The sequence below is a fragment of the Ruminococcus sp. genome, from assembly GCF_016283395.1.
This window is the reverse complement of sequence record NZ_JAEEMU010000046.1, coordinates 75,595-96,434: the sequence shown is the minus strand read 5'-3', so window position 1 is coordinate 96,434 and position 20,840 is coordinate 75,595. Positions and strand designations below refer to the sequence as shown.

Here is a 20,840-nt window from a genome sequence, read left to right as displayed (position 1 = left end):
AAATCAACCCCAAAAACGCAAATTTCTCGGTTGATGTATAGAGGGCATTGACCTCTATGCGGTGTGAGAGGAAATAAACGACCTCTGACATACTGTTACCTCCGAGTTAAGGGACGGTGCATTTTTTTCCATTTCTGTACCGTCCCCATCTTTAAAAAGCCATCAAGTATGATTCCTTTATTTTCAAATGACAGCAGAGATGCTGTCGGGAGTGCCTGTACGTTAAAGAGACAGGCATTGCCGATATCATCTCATATTATGAAATCTCCTATCAGTTTGACAGCGATATGCTGTCGGGAGCTTCCCCGTTTCTGAGATTCAGGGGAAGCTGCCAACAGTACATCAATTTCGGGCATAAAAATAACGGATAGACGATGTACTGCCGTTCTTACGGCAAAGCAACTTGAAAATTGAATATTCATCAAGGCTATAACTACGAGATATAGGGATAAGGAGGATTGGCTTATGACGGACTATGAAGCCTATGACAAGCTCTTTAGCAAATACCCTGATATTGTGACAGTCAAAGACGTAAGCGAAATGCTTGGATTAGGCATGTTCTATAACGAACAGGAGCTTGGACTGCTGTTCAATGCTTTCAGAGGAGATCGTATGGAAATCGTGGTGCTTATCGCAGCCTATTACGGACTTCGCCGCAGCGAGATCATCGGTCTGAGGTGGGACGCTATCGACTTCGACAAGAAAACGATCACTATTCGTGAAAAGGCTTATACTGTAAGAGAGGACGGAAAGGGAGTTACTAAGTTCCATAATCAGCTCAAGACAAGAGCGAGTTACAGAACACTTCCGCTTATACCTTATATAGGAGATCTTCTGAAAGAGAAGAAAGAGAGAAACGAATATCTCTCCAAGCTCATGAAGCACGAATACTGTCATGATTATGATGATTATATCTGCACCGACAACTTCGGTAATCTTATCACACCCGTTTATGTAACCGACCACTTCGCAAGTATGATCAGGAAGCACAGACTCAAGAAGCTCCGTTTCCACGATCTCAGACATTCATGTGCAAGCCTTCTGCTTGCTAATGGTGTTCCGATGAAAGCAATTCAGGAGTGGTTAGGTCATTCTACATTCCAGGTAACTGCTGATTTTTACAGTCACTTGGAGTTCAATTCAAAGCTGTCCTCGGCAGATGCTATCGCTCAGGCTCTTGGTGCCTGCAATCCCGATACGGAAGAAGCAAGCGGTAAAGCAAAGAGTAACACGCCGACAAGCAATGATGAGAACGCATAAAAAAAGAACCGAGCTTACGAAAAGCCCGATTCTACGCTGAATTTAGTGGTGCCGATGGCGGGACTCGAACCCGCACACTTTCGTACTTGATTTTGAGTCAAGCGTGTCTGCCAATTCCACCACATCGGCACATATTGATTTTTTTATCAGAAAGACAGTTTTCAAGGAAACTGATATTTCGGTAGAAATAAGGTAGAATAAAAAAGAACCGAACAAGTTCTTTCTACCACAATCTTCATAATTCTTCGTGGTTAAGCCGTTAGAGCGATGTTAAAATCAGTCAAAATTCAAAACCGTCAAGAATGGCAAGAGGATTTTGAATCAAACGTCAATTTGTAAACGAACCACGAAAAATCGGTAGAAAAATGGTAGAAAAAACGGAAACACGAACAAGTCCGTTCTACCAAAGCTATCAGATAACCTCGTAGGTAAGCCGTTAGAGCGATGCTGAAAAACAATAGGTACTCAAATCCTGAAAAAATGCTGATAGGATTTTGAGTCCGTCACGTCTGCCAATTCCATCACACCGGCACATTGTTATAATTATAACATATGATAAAAATAATGTCAATAGTTTTTTACAAATTAAGGCTGCCATTTTTTCAGGCAGCCTTATTATTTGTCATATACATAGTTTTTATCAAGCCGTGTCTCGAACTCCTCTACGGGCAGCGGTCTGTCAAAATAGAAGCCCTGAGCGAGGTTGCAGTTATTATCAGCAAGAAGCTGCAGTTGTTCTTTGGTTTCAACTCCCTCGGAAATACATTCAAGTCCCATTTCCTGAGCCATAGCAACGATGTATTTGAACATTACGATTTTTTGAAGTGGATTCTCGTCATTTTCCGTAGGAAGAAGGCTTCTGTCGAGTTTCAGTACGTCCCACGGTATCTCCTTGATGAGATTAAGGGAAGAATAACCGACTCCGAAATCGTCAACAGATGTGGAAATACCTGTTTTTTGCAGACCTCCGATAGTGCGCTTCAGATCTTTGAATTCAACGTCTGTGGTAGTTTCGGTAAGCTCTATCTCGATGTACTCGTGAGGCACATTGTTTCTGTCAACGATGTCAACGATATGCTTTAGAAGATCCATATCAGACAGATGACGGCGTGACAGGTTTACAGATATGCGGACGACCTCTTTGCCGCTGTCGAGCCACCTGCGTATATCCTTGCATACTGCATCGAGCATATAGAAATCAAGTTTGCAGATATCACGCCCTTGTTCGAGTACAGGTATGAACTCACCCGGAGACACGAGCTGACCGTTATGCATCCAACGGCACAGTGCTTCTGCACCTGCAACGTGTCTGCCGTTGATAGCGACTTTGGGCTGGTAGTATACAAGAAATTCTCTTTCTTCAAGAGCTTTCGGAAAGCTTACAGTGATATCATTGTTTCTCTTGCTACGAGCAAGAAGCATATCATCAAAATACGCTATGTCGATCTTGGCGGAATTTTTTGCAAGACTGTAAGCAAGACTTACTCTGTCCATTATATCTGTGGGCAGTATGACAGTGTCATTGTTCTGTATGATATAAACGCCGACTGTAGCGGAGATGTATATACGTTCATTGCGCTTTTCGTCATATGTAACGCCTGAGCCGTTGAGTATTTTCAGAACATTCTGGAGCTTATAGCTTTTTATAAGGGTTATGAAGTTATCTCCGCCGATCCTGCAAACAGATTCGTTCTCGTCATCGAGAAGATCGGAGATATAGCCGATGAATTTTTTCATGACTAAGGAACCGCTTTCGCGTCCGATATGCTGATTGACAACAGAAAAGCGTTTGAGATTGAATCTTACAGCCGTATAATTATCTATTTTACCTGATTTGCACAGTCTTTTGCCGCACTTCATGAAATACCTGAGATTGTGCATATTCAGTTCGCTGTCGAAGAATGTCATATGCTGGGTGAGCTTGAGAAGTCTGAATTTACCGCTGAAAGTGCTGAAAAGAGAGATGAAGGTATCTATTTTGCTGCGTTCTTCGTCCGTCCATTGGGGGACATCATTTCTGATGTAAATTTTATAAACTCCGATATTTTCGTCAACGGTAACGATACGTTTGCTTATGTATTCGCTGTTTGAAGAATTGCCGCAGTCATAAAAGCACTGAGTATCGGGCATATCAAAATGCTCGGATGCTTCATTCTCATAGGCAAAGAGTTCAACTTTTCCGATCTTCAGGACACAGCAAAGCTCAGCCATTGCTTCTGATATCTGTACAGGAGTAGCAGAATTCAATTGCTGCATTTTATTGATGAAATTTTCCAGCGCGGTCAGATACTCATTTGTATTCATTCATATCCCCTCCGAAAACAGACAATGTCTGTATCAGATTTGCATTATATACAAAACTATTATAACATATGATGGAACGGAAAAAATGTATATATTATTAACATAATGTAAATTACACAAGTTTTGCGGAGCTTTTAAATAATATTATCGAAGATGCACAATTAAAACAGCGCAAAAGCAGCTGAAGCACAAAACAATTATTAATGTCATCAAAAAAGTTATAATTCAGCGAATAAAAGTTTTACAGTGGAAAAGTGTTGACAGTTAAGGCGGTGTATGGTATAATTTTTATGAAGCTTTTTGCTGTGAAAACAGCGTTCATCATTGACAGGAGGTCATTTTTTATGAGAAAGATAAATGTAAGGACAAGTCATCCTTACGAAGTTTTGATCGAGCGTGGAGCACTTGCTGAGTGCGGAAAATATATTGCAAACGTAACAAAGTCACGCAAAGCAGCTGTTATCACCGATGATATCGTTGAAAAGCTGCATTTGCAGACAGCTCTTGACTCATTGAAGAAAGAGGGCTTTGAGTGCAGTGTTTACTCTTTTCCCAATGGTGAGGAGTCAAAATGCCTTGAAAACCTCGGAAATATATATGATTTCCTCTGTAAGAGCAATATTACAAGAAGTGATATCGTGATCGCTCTCGGAGGAGGCGTTGTAGGCGATATTACAGGATTTGCCGCAGCTTCCTATCTCAGGGGCGTAGAATTCGTGCAGATACCTACTACACTTCTTGCGCAGGTGGATTCATCTGTGGGCGGAAAGACTGCAATAAATATTGCAGGCGGCAAAAATCTTGTAGGCGCGTTCAAGCAGCCTGCACTCGTTATATGCGACAGTGATATACTCAAGACTTTGCCTGAGGAGACTCTTGCAGAGGGCATGGGTGAGTGCATAAAATACGGTATGATACGCGATGAAAAGCTCTTTGAGCTTATGGAGTCTCATGATCTCAGTACAGTTGATGAGATAATGGACGAAATGGTATATGAATGTGTTGATATAAAGCGTATCATAGTTGAACACGATGAATGTGACAGGGGAGAGCGAATGGTGCTTAATTTCGGTCATACTCTCGGTCATGCCATTGAGGCTTGGCACAACTATAAAGGCATCTTCCACGGTGAGGGCGTTGCAGCAGGTATGTGCATGATAACAGACCGCCTTGCACCTCAGCTTTCCGACAGACTGAAAAAGGTATGCGCAGCTTATAAGCTGCCTACAGGAAGTGATATCCCTATGAAAGAGCTTCTTCCTTTCTGTTCAAAGGACAAGAAGAATGAGGCAAAGGATATCAACTATATCATTTGCGAAGAGATAGGCAAGGGCGAGATCGTGAAAGTGCCTTTCACTGAATTCTGTCGACTTATGGAGGGCTGAGAATGGATATACGAATAACTCCTTCAAAGCTGAAAGGCAGTCTCAGCGTTCCTGCTTCAAAGAGCTGTGCTCATCGTTCCATAATATGCGCATCACTTGCTGACGGAGTTTCGCATCTCAGCGGAGTTACCATGTCAAAGGATATCGAAGCTACCATAGGTGCTATGACAGCTCTGGGAGCTGAGTTTGAAGTAAACGGCGAGGATATCACCGTTAAGGGCAACGGCGGCAGACCTGCTGATAAGTGCATCGTTGACTGTAACGAGAGCGGTTCAACACTGCGTTTCATTATACCGATTGCAGCTGCTGTAGGCAAAGAGACGGAATTTCATGGCAGGGGCAGGCTTCCTCAGCGACCGATCGATATCTTCACAAGAGAGCTTGGCAAAAACGGCGTAAAATTCGACTATAATAACACCATGCCCTTTACCGTTTCGGGCGGACTTAAAAGCGGAAGATTTGAGATAGAGGGCGATGTTTCCTCACAGTTCATCACGGGACTTCTCTTTGCACTTCCTCTTCTTGAGGGCGATTCAGAGATAATCCTTACATCACATCTTGAATCACGTCCCTATGTTGACATAACCATTGATACTCTGCGCCGTTTTGGTGTAGCAGTTGAGGAAACTGATGACGGCTTCCGTGTAAAAGGCGGACAGAAGTACAAGCCACATGACGAAAAGATCGAGGGAGATTACTCTCAGGCAGCATTTTTCTGTGTTGCAAATGCTCTCGGTTCACAGGTAGAACTTCATAATCTTAATGAAAACAGTGTTCAGGGCGACAAGAAAATCCTTGAAATTATACGTGATATGTGTTATAATGGCAATATTGGCAATTATAACGCTGACTGCTCTGATATTCCCGATCTTGTTCCTATACTTGCGGTGCTTGGAGCTTTCGGCAGCGGAAGATCAGTAATATACAATGCTAAACGTCTTAAAATAAAAGAAAGCGATCGCCTTGAAACTACTGCGGCTCTGCTCAATTCACTGGGCGGAAATGTTACCGTTACAGATGACGGACTTATCATCGAGCCTACGGGAGCTATGCACGGAGGTACAGTTGACAGCTTCGGCGACCACAGAATAGTTATGGCAGCAGCCATTGCAGCTACCTGTATCGACGGAGAAGTGGTCATAAAGGGTGCTGAGGCGGCTGAAAAGTCTTATCCTGCTTTCTTTGACGACTACAAAATGCTCGGAGGTAAAGCTAATGTCATCATTCTGGAATAATCGGATATCTGTCTCCATGTTCGGCGAAGCCCACGGACCTGCAATAGGTGTTACAGTGGATAATCTCCCGTCTGGAGAATATATAGATGCTGAGGAGCTTGCACGCTTCATGGCAAGAAGATATTCCTGCGGCGGTCAGACTGCCGTAAATTCCATGCCTCATATAATGTCAGGTGTTTTCAATGAGCGTACAACAGGTACTCCGCTTTGTGCATTCCTGCAAAATACTGATACATCTGCACCTCAGCATGAAGAGACGGACAATCTTGTGCGTCCCGGTCATGCAGATTATACAGGTGCAATGAGATACAGAGGCTTCAATGATGTCAGAGGCGGCGGACATTTCTCGGACAGGCTCACAGCTCCGCTGTGCTTTGCGGGAGCAGTCTGCGCTCAGATACTTGAAAGACGCGGCATCTATACAGGTGCTCATATACTACAGATACACAATGTAAAGGACAATCCCTACGACCCTGTAAATATCACAAGGGACGGTGTTCTCAGCGTGAGAATGAAGGATTTTCCTGTTATAAACGATCGCAAGGGCTGGCAGATGATAGAGGATATCAATAAGGCTTACGAGGGAGGAGAGTCTCTCGGCGGCGTTATCGAGTGTGCTTCTGTGAATGTTCCTGCGGGAATAGGCTCGCCTATATTTGACGGTCTTGAAAATACCATTGCTCAGCTCATATTCGGTATCCCCAACGTTACTGGACTTGAGTTCGGAGCAGGCTTCCTTTCGGCAAAAATGGTGGGAAGCCAGAACAATGACGAATTCTATGTCAACGACCACGGTCATGTGCTTACAAAGACCAATAATCACGGCGGTATCATCGGCGGTATATCCTCGGGTATGCCTGTTACACTGAGAGTGGCTTTCAAGCCCTCGGAGTATATCCCACAGACTCAGAACGCTGTTAATTACCGTGATATGACCAGTGAGACGGCTGAAAGCGAAAAGCATATCCCATGTGCTATCCCTTCGGCTGTACCATGTGTTGAAGCAGCTGTTAATATCGCGCTTCTTTCACATATGCTGGATTTCCCAAATTTCTGTTAAGGTGACTTTTATGCAGGACGAAAACATAATGAAAATGGCAGAACGCGCCGATATCGAAATAAAAGATGTACCGACGCTGAATATTCTGCTGTGTTATCTGCTTTATAAGATAGACAGACCTGTAAGTCCCGACCAGCTTTATGATATAGCTATCGGTACGGGCGTGGTGAATTACTTCTATTATCAGGACTCGATCGGCTATCTGCTGAAAAACGGCCATATAACTTCCGAAAAGGATGATAGTGGCGAGGATTGCTACATACTCCAGCCAAAGGGCAGAGAATGTGCAAAACAGCTTAAAAACTATGCTCCAAAGTCCTACAGGGACAAGCTTGTGCTTGCGGCACTGAGATACTTTGCCCGTGTTCAGTACGAAAAGGAACTGAAAATAGAGTATGAGCCTGTTGGAAACGGCTATTATATCCATGTAAGGTGCGTAGATACTAATTTTGACCTTATGGATCTCAAGCTCTATGCTCCCGACCTTGCTCAGGCAAAGCTCATAGGTGAGAAGATACTGCTCAATCCTGCTGGATTTTACGGAAAAGTAATAGAAGTTGCGCTCTCAAATGAAGAACCGCCATACGACCTGAGTGACAATTGACAATTTAAGGAGCTGTTTTGGCAGCTCCTTTCTTAATACGTTATTAGTTAACAGCAATCACAGAATATGGAGAAATAAATGAAATACTGCATAAGACCTTTATCCGAAACAGAATATTCGGTACTGTCTGATTTTCTCTATGAAGCAATATTTATCCCCGAGGGCGCAGCTCCGCCGCCGAGAGAGATAATCAAGCAGCCCGAATTGCAGGTATATACAGAGGATTTCGGGCAAAGAAAGGGCGACATGGCTCTTGCTGCGGAAGCAGACGGAAAGATCGTCGGGGCTGTCTGGGGACGTATAATGAACGATTACGGGCATATAGACGATAAAACACCGTCACTTGCCATATCACTGTACAAGGAATACAGAGGACAAGGCATCGGAACGGCACTTATGCGTGCGATCATAGCTTCTTATGCTGAAAAAGGCTATAAAAGGCTGTCACTGGCAGTCCAGAAAGCCAATTATGCAGTGAAAATGTATGAAAAGGTAGGATTTAAGACAGTTTCTGAAAACGATGAAGAATACATAATGATAGTGGATAGCGATTAATTATAATGCATGATTTTGAGATATAGAAAGATTATTTATCTCGTAACTAATCACTATGCACTAACCACTTATCAACTAAACAAGGAGAAATATATGAAATACGGACTTGTTCTTGAGGGGGGAGCTATGCGCGGACTTTTCACCGCAGGAGTACTTGATATCCTCATGGAAAACGATATAAAATTAGACGCAGCTGTGGGAGTTTCCGCAGGTGCAGCTTTCGGCTGCAACTACAAGTCGGGACAGATACGCAGGGCGATACGCTACAATACAAGATTTTGCAAGGATAAACGCTATTGCAGTATGTTTTCATACATAAAGACAGGCGACCTTTTCGGCTCTGAATTCTGTTATCATGAAATTCCCGACAAGCTGGATATATTTGATACGGAAGCTTTCAATGCATCTCCTATGGATTTCTGGGTAGTCTGCACTGACATAACCACAGGCAGGGCAGTATACCATAAATGCGGAAATATCGACTACAACGAGCTCGAATGGATACGTGCATCGGCTTCAATGCCCATTGCAGCAAGGATAGTAAAAATAGGTGAACATAAGCTGCTTGACGGCGGTATTTCCGACTCAATACCGCTTAAATTTATGGAGAGCCGCGGCTGTGAAAAGAACGTTGTCGTACTTACTCAGCCCCGTGACTACGTAAAGAAGCCTGCAAGCGGAATGAAGCTTATGAAGTTGAGATATCACAAATATCCCGAGCTTATAAAGGCTGCCGAAAATCGCCATAAGATGTACAACAGCGAGCTGAAGTACATACGCAGTAAGGAAGAAGAGGGGAGAGCCTTTGTAATAGCTCCGCCCGAAAAACTGCCAGTAGGTCATGTGGAGCATGATTCCGATGTGATGCGTGAGGTCTATCGTATAGGCAGGCGTACAGCCACAAAATGCCTTGATGAGCTGAAAGCTTTTCTTGAAAAATAAAAGACCTGTCTGATATCAGACAGGTCAGGCGATATTATATATGAGCGTATTTTTTTACGCGGTCTGAAATGATAAGAGCAAGAACCAGTTTTATAATGTCGAATGGTATGAACGGAGTTACACAGAGTTTCAAAGCCTTTGAAAGCGGCATTGAATTTCCGTTATTTGAGCATACGAATATGAACCATGCTGTGCCGAATGTGTAGCAGACGATTAGTCCTATGAGAAGAAGGATAATTTTTACGGCAAACTTCTTTCCGAAAAGCTTTTCTCCTGCCATGTAAATTATCGGCATGAATATAAATCCAAATATGTAGCCTCCTGTGGGACCTGTAAGAACTCCTATACCGCCTTTAAATCCTGAAAAAACAGGCAGTCCAACAGCTCCGAGAAGTATGAATACAAGTATGGAGAAAAGGCTGTTTCTGCCGCCGAGAATGCAAAGTGCGCAGAAAATAGCGAATGTCTGCAATGTAATGGCGATAGTGCCTATGGGAATGGATATCCATGAGCAAACAGCCATTATTGCTGCGAACATGGCTGTAAGTACCATTTCTTTTGTTGTAAAACTGATTTTTTTACCTTTTGTCGTATTATCGACCATTGAATACAACTCCTTACGTGATATGAAAGCGCGTATCGTCTGTGACGAATTTTGCGTATTTCGGTTTTTATAAGATCTTACAAATGAATTATAGCACAGTTGTCACTCATTGTCAACCTATTTTAAAGAAAATGGTTGACAATAAATTTTTGAATAATGATTGAAATTGTTAAAGAAATATGTTACAATAAAAAAAGTATATATTTGCGAGGTGTATTTTGACATAATGAAAATTAGTGAATTTAATGATGTAATCGTTCCCGACAGAGTAAAGGCAGATTTCAACGAAGGACTTACCTCTGCACAGGTCAAGGAAAGGGCTGAAGCAGGGCAGGACAACAAGCCTGTTGAGTCTCCTTCGAAAACGGTCAAGGAGATCGTTGCTGATAACGTACTTACGTACTTCAACCTTATATTTGTTATCCTTTCAGTATTGCTTGTAGTTGTAGGCTCTTACCGTGACCTTACATTTATGCCTATAATTATAGCCAATGCTCTTATCGGTATCATACAGGAGCTGCGTTCAAAGTCAGTACTTGATAAGATAAAGGTGCTAAATGCACCTGTTACGACAGTAGTCCGTGACGGAGAGATAAAGACTGTCCCCTCAAAGGACCTTGTAATTGATGATATAGTAATATTCAAGGCAGGAAATCAGATAAGCGCAGATGCGATAGTGGTGGACGGAAATGTTTCCGTAAATGAATCCCTCCTGACAGGTGAATCCGATGAGATAAGCAAAAAGCCCGGAGATACTCTCATGTCGGGAAGCTATATAGTATCAGGCTCATGCCGTGCAAGACTTGAAAGAGTCGGACGTGAATCGTACATCTCAAAGCTGACTATACAGGCTAAGAAGTCACGAAAGGGTGAGCAGTCGGAGATGATACGCTCACTCAACAGGATAGTCAAGTTTGCAGGTGTTGCTATAATCCCTATCGGAAGCATACTTTTCTATCAGTCCTACTATATAAACCATGATACCATACGTGCAAGTGTACAGTCTATGGTCGCTGCCGTAATAGGAATGATACCCGAGGGACTCTTCCTCCTTGCCAGTGTTACTCTTGTTATCAGTGCAATGAGACTTGCTCTCAGCAAGGTACTTGTCCATGACATGAAATGTATCGAGACTCTTGCACGAGTAGATGTTCTCTGCGTTGATAAAACAGGTACTATCACAGAGAATGCGATGTCTGTAACAGCAGTGGTTCCTGCGACAGAAGAATACGATATAGACTCAGTGCAAGGACTTATCAGCGACTTTGCTGCTGCTCAGGATTCGGACAACCAGACAATGGAAGCGATAAAGAACCACTTCCACCGTCCTGCGGGCAGAGCTGCTTTATCCATAACGGGCTTCTCGTCTGAGTTCAAGTACAGCAGTGTTACATTTGAACGTGAGTCATATGTGCTTGGTGCTCCCGAATTTGTCCTCAAGGAAAAGATAGAACAATATAGAGAAAAGATAGAGGAATACAACCGCAAGGGCTACAGAGTACTTGTTTTCGGAAAGTACAGAGGAGTTCCAGACGGAAAGGCACTTACAGCTTCGGTAGAACCTGTATGCTTTATTATGATGTCAAATCCTATACGTGAAAATGCTCCTGATACATTCAGGTATTTTGCTGAGCAGGGAGTAGAGATAAAGGTAATTTCGGGTGATAATCCTGTTACCGTATCTGAGGTGGCAAAGCAGGCAGGAATAAAACACGCCGAGGAATATGTTGATGCTACGACACTTACAACAGAGAGTGCAATAAGGGACGCTGTTACACGTTATACGGTATTCGGACGAGTTACTCCCGAACAGAAGCGCAAGTTTGTAAGAGCACTTAAAAAAGCAGGCAAAACAGTTGCCATGACAGGTGACGGTGTAAATGATGTTCTCGCACTTAAAGATGCCGACTGTTCCGTTGCTATGGCTTCGGGAAGTGATGCAGCCGCACAGGCTTCACAGCTTGTTCTGCTTGAGTCGGACTTCTCAAAGATGCCTGATGTTGTTGCAGAGGGAAGAAAGGTCGTAAATAACCTTGAACGCTCGGGAAGTCTCTTCATCGTAAAGAATATTTTCTCGCTGATAATATCCATATTGTTCATCTTCTTCGGACTTGCTTATCCGATGAAGCCTGCACAGATATCCCTTATAAGTATATTCACCATAGGTTTACCTGCTTTCTTCCTGTCGCAGATGCCTAACCGTGATCTTATCAAAGGTAAATTCATTACGAATATCCTTCTGAAAGCTCTGCCTGCTGCACTTACCGATGTACTTGTGGTATGTGCTATGGTATATTTCGGAAATATCTTCAACGTTGCACCTACGGATATAGCTACGGCTTCTACCATACTTATGAGTATCGTCGGAATGATGATCGTATTCCAGATATGCCGACCTATGGATATGTACAAGATGTGGATGTGGATACTCTGCGGTGTGGGACTTGCCTGCTGTATGATATTCATCAGCAAGATGTTCGACATAACAAATATGTCTAACCGCTGTATCCTTCTCTGCGTAAACTTCTCAATAATCGCAGAACCATGTCTCCGCTACCTGACACTGATAACAAAGAAGATACAGTCTTTCTTCATAAATGACGATGTCAAGGATTAAAGAGACAAGTCTTTTTCAGAACAGTAAAAAATTAAACAGGCAGATACTTCATGTGAGGTATCTGCCTGTTTTATATAAGAGAGGGATTGGAATCATCTTTTGAATTTGAATGCAAATCCAAGACCGATCAGGAGAACGAGTGCTGACGCACCAAGCAGTATATATGCTGTGGTATTGCTGCTTTCGCTGCCGCCGTTCATGGGTGAAAAGCTTCCCATATCAGGTCTTTCGCCGCCTCTTGATCTGTCTCCGTTTTCGGGAGCATTGCCTTTATCGTTGTTTGGTATAGTTGCTTCTGATTCTGCATCAGAAGTTATTTCAGTCTCAGCAGTTTTTTCTGAAGCTTTCTTGTCATCATCAGCCTCTGTTGTATCTTCCTTTGTATTATCGGAAGGCTTGAAGCCGCCCTGCTTATCATCGGGGATATTGCTGGGGTCGAAGCCGTCGGGCATCTCACCGCCGAAATCGGGGATATTGCTCGGGTCGAAGTCGTCGGGCATCTCACCGCCGAAATCGGGCATATTGCTCGGATCAAATCCGTCTGGCATCTCGCCGTTAAAGCCCTGTGGTGGCTGACCGCCGCCGAAGCTTGGCTTTCCGCCTTTTGAACCCTTTGAAGAATCGCTGTTGCTGTCTGATTTGCCGTTTCCGCTTGGAGCCTGCATATTGCTCAGATTCGTAACAGATAAGGAAGATGTATTTGGCATACTCTTTCTTGCGACCTTTTCGGTTTTGTCATTTTTGGAAGTTTTGTCGGTCTTATCAGTGGTTTCGTCCTTGTCAGTTGACTTGTTATTCTTGCTGCCGCCGAAACCGCCTTTTCCGCCGCCCATAGAGCCCATGTCAGAAGTGTTCAGACCTGATGCATCAATAAGAGCTGAGCTGTCTGCGCTCTGTCCGGAAGATGTTGAAGGGATAGTGCCGTCGAGCTGTCCGCGAACGCTTTCTGCACGGAGAGTACAGAATTTAGTCATAGCTTCAATGCCTGTTTTGAACTCATCATAAGTACAGAACTTAGTTGGATCCTTTTCAACGTATTTGTCGATAAGAGCTGCTGTATCTGAGATAAGCTTCTCAAAGTCAACACTGTCAAGGAACTCATTCATAAGCTGGTGATACTGCTCTGTGTATTCCTCGTTATCGAATATCCATGAAACCATTGGACGGTCGCTCATATCGCCTGATACAGGAGTATCAATGGCATCATTTACGGAAGATGAAGCGTTTCCGCCCATGAATGAACCGTAAGCAAGGTTGTAGTCCCACGGTATCATTGAGAGCTGTCCGTTCTCTTCGTAAAGGTAGTAGTTGTGTATCATCTGACCTGTATAGCTGTCGCCGTTAACAAGGAAATTATGTACTGTAAAGTAGCGGATAACTTCCTCAACGTCAACTGTATTTTCAAGATCAGACTGCTCTTTGAGAGCTTTCAGTGAGCTTATAAGACGATTCTTATCTGTTTTTGTAACAGCAGTTTTGGCATTGTTGAAGATATTGGAATAGCTGTCGATATCATCATCGGTATATTTGAGCTTTACATCGTCGCTTCCCATACCGAATCCGCCAAAGCCTCCCTTGCCGCCGAAGTCAGGTGCTTCGCCGCCATCTCCGCCGAACATCTTTGAAGGATCGAAGATTTCAAAATCGAAGTCCTCAGGCATATTATCGGGATCGAACTGTGGCATATCTCCTCCGAAATCGGGCATACCGCCGCCGAAATTTCCCGGATCAAACTGATTTTTATCGTTATCGGAGCTGTTTTTATCTTCGCTCTCTTTATTTGTAAAATTCCCCATACTAAATTCTTTGCCGTTTCCTCTGCCGCCGCCGAAACTCATTGCGTCTGGCTTGTAGAGGTCGCCGTAGTTGCTGCCGTAGTTTCTTTCAAGGAATGATTCCTCGATAGCTTCCACAGCAAGATACAGTCCCCAGTCCTCACTGTTGACTGTGATATAAGTATAGCTGCAAAGAGGAGCATCAACGCCGAAATCATACATGAGAGTATAGGCGAGATAATCCTTCATGAAGGTATTATCCTGAATTATGTTGTTAAGGCAGAGCTTGTCAAGTCCGTGATAGGTCTTACCGTTTTCATACTGGTCAAACTCTATCTTGAAGCTGTAACGGCTGCTGTTCATATTCTTTACGGAGCTGAGAGAAGTGTTGCCCTTAGCTCTGATACCTACGTTTTTGATAGCTTCACCGTCAATGACCAGATTGCAGGCAGAATACTCCTCGCTCTCACAGTTTTCGATAAAGCCGTCCCAGTCGTTGATAACGATATCAAGGGTATGTACCTTAGAGCGGTCGAATAGACGATTTTCATAGCCAATGGCATGAGCGGTCTTTTCTATGCCCAGTGCCTGACCGTTGCAAAATATGACAGATATAATAAGTGTGACCGCGATAACGACCGTACATATTTTATCTATGTTCTTATGTGCTGACATTCTATCACACCCTTATCCCATGTAGTCTCCGTTGTAGCTTACAAGAACTGCACTGCTGACACCTTCCATATCAGCTAGGGTATTTACGAAATCTGTATTATCGTCCTTGAGTCTGATCTCCATGTTGAGCTCCACAGAGCCCTTCTGAGCAGTTTTGCTCTTGATAACGCATCTCTCTGTTTTTCCGTCAAGAAAAGCCTTTGCCTTTGTTTCGCTGTCATGACCGTCGCAGCGAACTACAACGATGTAAGGATTTTTGCAAGCCTTGCGGTTAACGAATACAAGGAGGATAACGCCGATGATGATGCTGCCGATAACTGCAAGTGGGATCATTCCTGCTGCAAGAACGATACCGACTGCAATAGACCAGAACAGAAAAGCGATATCAAGCGGCTCTTTTATGGCTGTACGGAAACGGACAATAGAAAGCGCACCGACCATACCAAGTGAAAGAACGACATTGCTTGTGACTGCTAAGATAACAACTGTAGTTATCATTGTAAGTGCAACGAGAGTAGTACCGAAGCTTGATGAGTACATTACTCCAGAGTAAGTTTTTTTGTAAACGAGGAATATGAACATTCCCAGACCGAAAGCGAGTACAAGTGCGATCGCCATATCAAGAATGCTGACGCTTGTCACATTCTCTAAAAAATTGGATTTAAAGATATCACTAAAACTATTCATTGCAAAAAACTCCTTTATATTTTATCCGTAAATTCGACAGGCAGCGTATTTTGAGAAAGCTCCCTCACGCCTGTCTGCAAGGGCAACTGCATCTCTGATTATATCAGGCAGAAATCCGTCCCATTTAACTTCAAGTATGATAGAATCTGAAACGGGAACTGTCACACAGTCGGGGTCAAGAAAATCGGTGCATCTCATACCGCTTCTTACGTTGTAATCGAGTGTGACGCGTACATTGCCTGCGGGATATATGAAAGGCTCTCTTGTGTAATCCACGATAGTTTTCGGAGCAATTCCCTGAGTTTTCATTTTTGAGTAAAGCTCACGAATGAGCATATGCTCTGACTCTATCATCCACTCGGTATCACCGTCAACGATCATTTGTGCCTGCTGCGCTGTAAGCGGTGCGCTCAGCTTATTTCCAAGATGACCTATCTTGCTTTTCTTTTCCAGATGGATAACAGAAGTATCACCATTGTAGTATCTTATGCGGAACTTTTCTCTTCGGCTCATTCCGTTTACTTTTTCCATAAGAGCTTTGTCTGCGAGATTATCGAAGTAAAGGCTGCGGATAAAGTATTTACCGTCTATGGTGTGTGGATCAGGATATGCAACTGTGCTGAGTCTGTGTCTGATCGTGATCATGTCGGAATAGTTTATCTCGTGCTTTATCTCGTGTCTGAAATCCATAGTATCACCTCTTTTCTTTGATATAGGACACACACAGACCAAATGGGCGATTTTTTTTAAGCCTGTGTGTGTTTATCCTATGCTTTAATTATACATATCATTGCTGAATTGACGCTGAAAGCGGGTGAAGATAAAGTAAAACAAAAGTGAAAGTTAAGTGAAATTATTATACACAGATGTGATTTTTCAGCTTGAATTCAGCTGTATAATGTATTATAATAATATAAAAATAAAGGCGCAGAATGTCGTTTCAGGCATACTGCTGTTCGGGCATATAATGTTAAAAAAGGGGGAACACAAATGAAAATACTTATTATAGAAGATGAGAAGGTTTTAGCAGATTCACTGAAGCTGATGCTGGAGTCAAAGGGCTTTGAGGCAGAGGCAGTCTATGACGGTGAAAGCGGCGAGCAGTATGCTATGCTGGATATTTATGACCTTATAATACTTGATATTATGCTGCCAAAAAAGAATGGCTATCAGGTGGCAAAGGCTGTACGTGAAAAGCGTAATACCACACCTATACTTATGCTGACAGCAAAATCAGATATAGATGATAAGGTGCAGGGACTCAATGCGGGAGCTGACTACTATCTTACCAAGCCATTTGACGCAAGGGAGCTTCTTGCCTGCGTGAACGCGCTTCTTCGCCGACAGGGAACACAGTTAAATGAGCTTGTATTCGGGAACACGAGACTTGATCTTGAGTCGGCTTCCCTTGTGTGCGGAGATAACAGCATAAGATTATCAGCAAGAGAGTTTGAGGTAATGCGTATTCTTATGACTTCGGGAACTAATCATATATCAAAGGAAGCTCTGCTTACGAAAGTATGGGGATATGACTCAAATGCAGTCGAGAACCATGTGGAAGCCTATGTGAGCTTTCTGCGGAAAAAACTGCTTAGTATCGGTTCAGATGTGCGTATCGAAGCAATGAGACGATTAGGCTATCATCTGGAGTGTGACGCAAAATGCTGAAACGACTGAGGATAAAGTTCATAGCGGTAATAATGAGTATCGTTACTGTGCTTTTTATTGTTATATTCGGACTTGTGCTGCACTTCACAAAGCAGAATATCGCGCGTGAAAGCATACAGATGATGCGCACTCAGGCATTTCGACCGCCTGCTTCTGAACCTATGCACAAGCCTGACAATATGCCCGACAATATACGTTTGCCGTTTTTTACGGTACATATTGCCAAGGACGGTGAGCTGACGGCTTTTGGCGGCGGCTATTATGACCTTACGGATAAGGAACTGCTGCAAAAGCTTGTTAACGCTGCGGAAGAAAGTTCAAAGAATACTGGCATACTTCCAGACTATGACCTTAGATATATTAAGAATGAAAACGGACCTATGAAAGCCATAGTATTTGCTGATATATCAAGTGAAAAAGCCATGATAAGAGGACTTATCAGAAACTCGATCATAATAGGTCTGATAGGCTATGTAGTATTTTTCATCATAAGTCTGCTGCTGGCAAAATGGGTAACAAAGCCTGTTGAAAAGACATGGAATGAGCAGAAGCAGTTCATAGCAGACGCTTCCCACGAGCTGAAAACTCCGCTTACAGTAATTATGACGAATGCTGAGATGATGACCGATAAGACCTACGCAGAAAGTGACAGGGACAACTTTACAAAAAATATCCTCTCAACGTCAAAGCGCATGAGAGGATTGATAGAAAGCCTGCTTGAACTTGCAAGGCTGGATAATAACAGTAACAGAGCACCGCAGAAATTCACTACAGTTGATTGCAGTAAGCTCATAAATGACAGTATACTGCCATTTGAACCGCTGTTTTACGAGAATGAAATGGAGCTTTCAACGGATATTGATGAAAATATCAATGTTGAAGGCGACAAGGAAAAGCTCAGACAGGTCATAAATATACTTCTTGACAATGCGCTGAAATACTCAGATCCTGCTGATAAGGTCACAGTAAAGCTGAAACGTCAGTCGGCAAATTGTTTATTGTCCGTGACAGGTCTGGGAACTCCGCTTACTAAGGAGGACTGTGAGAATATTTTTAAGCGTTTTTACCGTGTGGATCAGTCAAGAAATGATGGTCAGAGCTATGGTCTGGGATTATCTATCGCTGAAAGTATAGTAAGCGAGCATAATGGAAAAATATGGGCAGAAAGCGAGAACTGCTATAATACGTTCTATGTCTCCCTGCCGGTATGAGATAGCTGAAAAGCGTGCTGCCTTTAGTTGCGGTACTAATATAAAAGTATAAAGCCCCAATGCATTTGAAGTGCTTTGGGGCTATTTTTTTTAATTACGATTTGCCAAATAACTTGCTGAACGTATGAACGGGATTCCAAAGGGACTATGTTCCTTTGGCAGAGTCCAGAGGCAGAGCCTTTGGTCGCTGTTCCAAGTTTTCAGAGAACAGCGAAATAATACGAAGGCGCATCGCAAAGGGTGAATTCCAAAACAGTCCAGTGGACTGTTTTGGAAGAGGGAACGCCTTGCAAGAGAAGGCGTTCCCTAAAATTCTTTATGAGCAAACGATTATCCAGCTCTCTTTTTACTTTATCTGCGGAATAATCCTTTTTTCTCGTATGGCTCTGAGGTTATACCGAGGACTTTATATCCTGATTTTTCAACGGTTTCTTTCAGTAATGCTTTATCGAGCTCTTCCTCCGAGATTATTTCTGTTTCGCCCTTACTGTGAGAGGAATTGACTTTTTTTGCGTTAACTGCGGCGCGGACAGCGTCATTTACGTGAGCTTCGCACATTCCGCACATCATGCCTTCAACTTTGATTATTGTCTTTACCATATAATTCAGCTCCTTTAGTTAGTTTATACTGACAAGTTTATTGTACTCTTTTTTATTGAAGCTGTCAAGTAGTGCTGAATATTATTGTTATATTTCACGTTCAGGAGGTGTTTTATGTACTTGAAAGTATTAAAAACAAAAAAGAAGAAAATTTTCTTTCGGTCATTATGCACCGTACGAAAGGCTTTTTTAGACGCGCTTTGGTGAAAGTTACGGATTTGGATTGACTTTTTATTGAAAATATGGTAATATATGTATTGTCATATTATTTTTTTACTGCAAAAGGAGAAAATATCATGAAGAATTTAATAAGGAGAGCAGCTGCTTTCCTCTTATCTATAGCTGTAATTTTTACTGTTTCCATATGCGTTCCCACACTGAACGCAAAGGCTGCGGTATATGCAGTATGGCCGACAGAAGCAAAGTATAAGAATATAACTACTTATTTTGACCCTGCAAGAAATACCTATGATACTTCGGATCATCATAATGCGATAGATATCGAAGCAGCAGGCGGCAGCAATATCTATGCAGCTTACGGCGGTGAGGTCATTTCGGCTGACTGGAAGGACGCTTACGGATATATGGTTATACTCTACCATTCTGATCTTGGAGTATATACTTTTTACGCTCATGCTTCACAGCTGAATGTTTCAGCAGGAGCTAAGGTAAAGCAGGGCGATGTTATTGCCAAGGTAGGAAGCACAGGACAGTCCTCGGGAAATCATCTCCACTTCGGAGTCTGTGACAAGCTTCTCGGAGCTTTTCCCTCACGTACATACTATGATCCGCTGAGCTACTTTGTTTTTTCGGATAATGCAGGCGGAAGCAGCTCGCAGCCAAGCAATACTCCTGCTGCTGAATGTGGCTGCTCTGAGGATTATGCAGAACTTTATACCACAAAAAATGTAGTTACATATCTCAATATTCGTTCGGGACACGGTACGAATACATCTGTTATCGGTCAGATACCAGCAAATGCTGAGTTTACGGTAACTAAGGGTGACGGACAGTGGGCACACGTTGAGTATAACGGAGTCAAGGGATATGCCTCAATGGATTATATGCAGCGCAAGGAAGAGATAAAGTCGGGAATGAAGATCGAAAATCAGACAGCTCCCGAGGAAACTGTCGAGATCGGCAAGCCATTTTCAATTAAGGGCGTTATAACTTCTAACCTTAAAATAACCAAGGTAAGCGGCGGTGTTTATTTCCGAAACGGTGAAGCTACAAGCCAGTGTGCGGAAGCTGCTCCGAATGATGTGAAGTATGATCTTTCATCTTATTTTGACAAGAATATCGTATTCAATGCACTTTATGAAGGTGAGTATACCTACAAGATAGTTGCCGAGGATACAAGCGGACAGGCATATACCCTTGTATCAAGCGATTTTGTAATAAGCAGCGATGTATACAGCGGTGTTATGGGGGACCTCAGCGATGACGGCAAATTGAGCGTTTCGGATATCGTTTTACTTCAGGATTATATCCTCAATAAGTCCGATAAATTCACCAAGAGGCAGTATCTTGCTTCCGATATGAACAAGGACGGTACAGTTGATGTATTTGATCTTGTTGAACTGAAAAAAGCAGTAATTGCAGTAAGTGAATGATCAATATGGAAGTATCACTTCGGTGGTACTTCCGTTTTTGTTAAA

17 protein-coding genes and 1 tRNA gene are annotated in these 20,840 nt (G+C 42.9%); 11 read left to right on the top strand and 7 right to left on the bottom strand.

Features of this window, described 5'->3' with window-relative positions; genetic code table 11:
* The first annotated feature begins 465 nt into the window (after window positions 1-465).
* Window positions 466-1,260 (top strand): site-specific integrase, encoded by a 795-nt coding sequence (locus tag QZZ41_RS11630; protein ID WP_295072194.1) that lies wholly within the window; start codon window positions 466-468, stop codon window positions 1,258-1,260.
* Between the two features lie 46 nt (window positions 1,261-1,306).
* On the opposite strand, the gene QZZ41_RS11625 is transcribed toward QZZ41_RS11630, so the two are convergent.
* A tRNA-Leu gene (locus QZZ41_RS11625) sits at window positions 1,307-1,389 on the bottom strand.
* 486 nt (window positions 1,390-1,875) lie between these two features.
* Window positions 1,876-3,564 (bottom strand): bifunctional diguanylate cyclase/phosphodiesterase, encoded by a 1,689-nt coding sequence (locus tag QZZ41_RS11620; protein WP_295072191.1) that lies wholly within the window; start codon window positions 3,562-3,564, stop codon window positions 1,876-1,878.
* 344 nt (window positions 3,565-3,908) lie between these two features.
* Here QZZ41_RS11620 and aroB point away from each other — a divergent pair, with 344 nt between their 5' ends.
* The 6 genes from aroB to QZZ41_RS11590 all read left to right on the top strand — a co-directional run bounded on the left by aroB (window position 3,909) and on the right by QZZ41_RS11590 (window position 9,345).
* Window positions 3,909-4,949, top strand: coding sequence for a 3-dehydroquinate synthase (gene aroB / locus QZZ41_RS11615; protein WP_295072187.1), 1,041 nt, complete (start codon window positions 3,909-3,911; stop codon window positions 4,947-4,949).
* Window positions 4,950-4,951: 2 nt separating this feature from the next.
* Complete coding sequence (gene aroA, locus QZZ41_RS11610; protein ID WP_295072184.1) at window positions 4,952-6,184, top strand: 3-phosphoshikimate 1-carboxyvinyltransferase; 1,233 nt, start codon at window positions 4,952-4,954, stop codon at window positions 6,182-6,184.
* Entirely contained in the window at window positions 6,165-7,244 is a 1,080-nt protein-coding gene (gene aroC, locus QZZ41_RS11605; protein WP_295072181.1) for a chorismate synthase, read from the top strand. Before aroA ends, aroC begins: the two co-directional genes overlap by 20 nt.
* A 10-nt stretch (window positions 7,245-7,254) precedes the next feature.
* Complete coding sequence (locus QZZ41_RS11600) at window positions 7,255-7,848, top strand: DUF4364 family protein (protein ID WP_074716904.1); 594 nt, start codon at window positions 7,255-7,257, stop codon at window positions 7,846-7,848.
* 78 nt (window positions 7,849-7,926) lie between these two features.
* Window positions 7,927-8,403 (top strand): GNAT family N-acetyltransferase, encoded by a 477-nt coding sequence (locus tag QZZ41_RS11595; RefSeq protein ID WP_295072177.1) that lies wholly within the window; start codon window positions 7,927-7,929, stop codon window positions 8,401-8,403.
* A 93-nt stretch (window positions 8,404-8,496) separates the two neighbouring features.
* Window positions 8,497-9,345 (top strand): patatin family protein, encoded by an 849-nt coding sequence (locus QZZ41_RS11590; RefSeq protein WP_295072175.1) that lies wholly within the window; start codon window positions 8,497-8,499, stop codon window positions 9,343-9,345.
* A gap of 34 nt (window positions 9,346-9,379) precedes the next feature.
* Here the strand turns inward: QZZ41_RS11590 and QZZ41_RS11585 are convergent, their stop codons facing one another.
* The gene (locus tag QZZ41_RS11585; protein ID WP_295072173.1) at window positions 9,380-9,949 is read right to left on the bottom strand and encodes a biotin transporter BioY; all 570 of its coding nucleotides are present in this window, start codon (window positions 9,947-9,949) and stop codon (window positions 9,380-9,382) included.
* Between the two features lie 226 nt (window positions 9,950-10,175).
* Between QZZ41_RS11585 and QZZ41_RS11580 the strand changes: the two genes are divergently transcribed.
* Window positions 10,176-12,566, top strand: a complete 2,391-nt coding sequence (locus QZZ41_RS11580) for a cation-translocating P-type ATPase (RefSeq protein WP_295072170.1) — start codon at window positions 10,176-10,178, stop codon at window positions 12,564-12,566.
* Window positions 12,567-12,658: 92 nt separating this feature from the next.
* Here the strand turns inward: QZZ41_RS11580 and QZZ41_RS11575 are convergent, their stop codons facing one another.
* Genes QZZ41_RS11575 through QZZ41_RS11565 form a run of 3 tightly spaced genes read right to left on the bottom strand, consistent with a single transcriptional unit; the run spans window position 12,659 to window position 16,393 of the window.
* Entirely contained in the window at window positions 12,659-15,016 is a 2,358-nt protein-coding gene (locus tag QZZ41_RS11575; RefSeq protein ID WP_295072167.1) for a CotH kinase family protein, read from the bottom strand.
* Window positions 15,017-15,028: 12 nt separating this feature from the next.
* Window positions 15,029-15,703, bottom strand: a complete 675-nt coding sequence (locus tag QZZ41_RS11570) for a DUF4956 domain-containing protein (RefSeq protein ID WP_295072164.1) — start codon at window positions 15,701-15,703, stop codon at window positions 15,029-15,031.
* Between the two features lie 21 nt (window positions 15,704-15,724).
* Window positions 15,725-16,393: a polyphosphate polymerase domain-containing protein gene (locus tag QZZ41_RS11565; protein WP_295072161.1), complete on the bottom strand. Its 669-nt coding sequence runs from the start codon at window positions 16,391-16,393 to the stop codon at window positions 15,725-15,727.
* Window positions 16,394-16,693: 300 nt separating this feature from the next.
* Here QZZ41_RS11565 and QZZ41_RS11560 point away from each other — a divergent pair, with 300 nt between their 5' ends.
* Complete coding sequence (locus tag QZZ41_RS11560) at window positions 16,694-17,371, top strand: response regulator transcription factor (protein WP_295072158.1); 678 nt, start codon at window positions 16,694-16,696, stop codon at window positions 17,369-17,371.
* Entirely contained in the window at window positions 17,365-18,582 is a 1,218-nt protein-coding gene (locus QZZ41_RS11555; protein WP_295072155.1) for a cell wall metabolism sensor histidine kinase WalK, read from the top strand. Before QZZ41_RS11560 ends, QZZ41_RS11555 begins: the two co-directional genes overlap by 7 nt.
* Before the next feature lie 351 nt (window positions 18,583-18,933).
* On the opposite strand, the gene QZZ41_RS11550 is transcribed toward QZZ41_RS11555, so the two are convergent.
* A complete protein-coding gene (locus tag QZZ41_RS11550; RefSeq protein WP_074716920.1) occupies window positions 18,934-19,182 on the bottom strand; it encodes a heavy-metal-associated domain-containing protein in 249 nt (82 codons plus the stop codon).
* A 296-nt stretch (window positions 19,183-19,478) separates the two neighbouring features.
* Here QZZ41_RS11550 and QZZ41_RS11545 point away from each other — a divergent pair, with 296 nt between their 5' ends.
* Window positions 19,479-20,795 (top strand): peptidoglycan DD-metalloendopeptidase family protein, encoded by a 1,317-nt coding sequence (locus tag QZZ41_RS11545; RefSeq protein WP_295072149.1) that lies wholly within the window; start codon window positions 19,479-19,481, stop codon window positions 20,793-20,795.
* The last annotated feature ends 45 nt before the right edge of the window (window positions 20,796-20,840 follow it).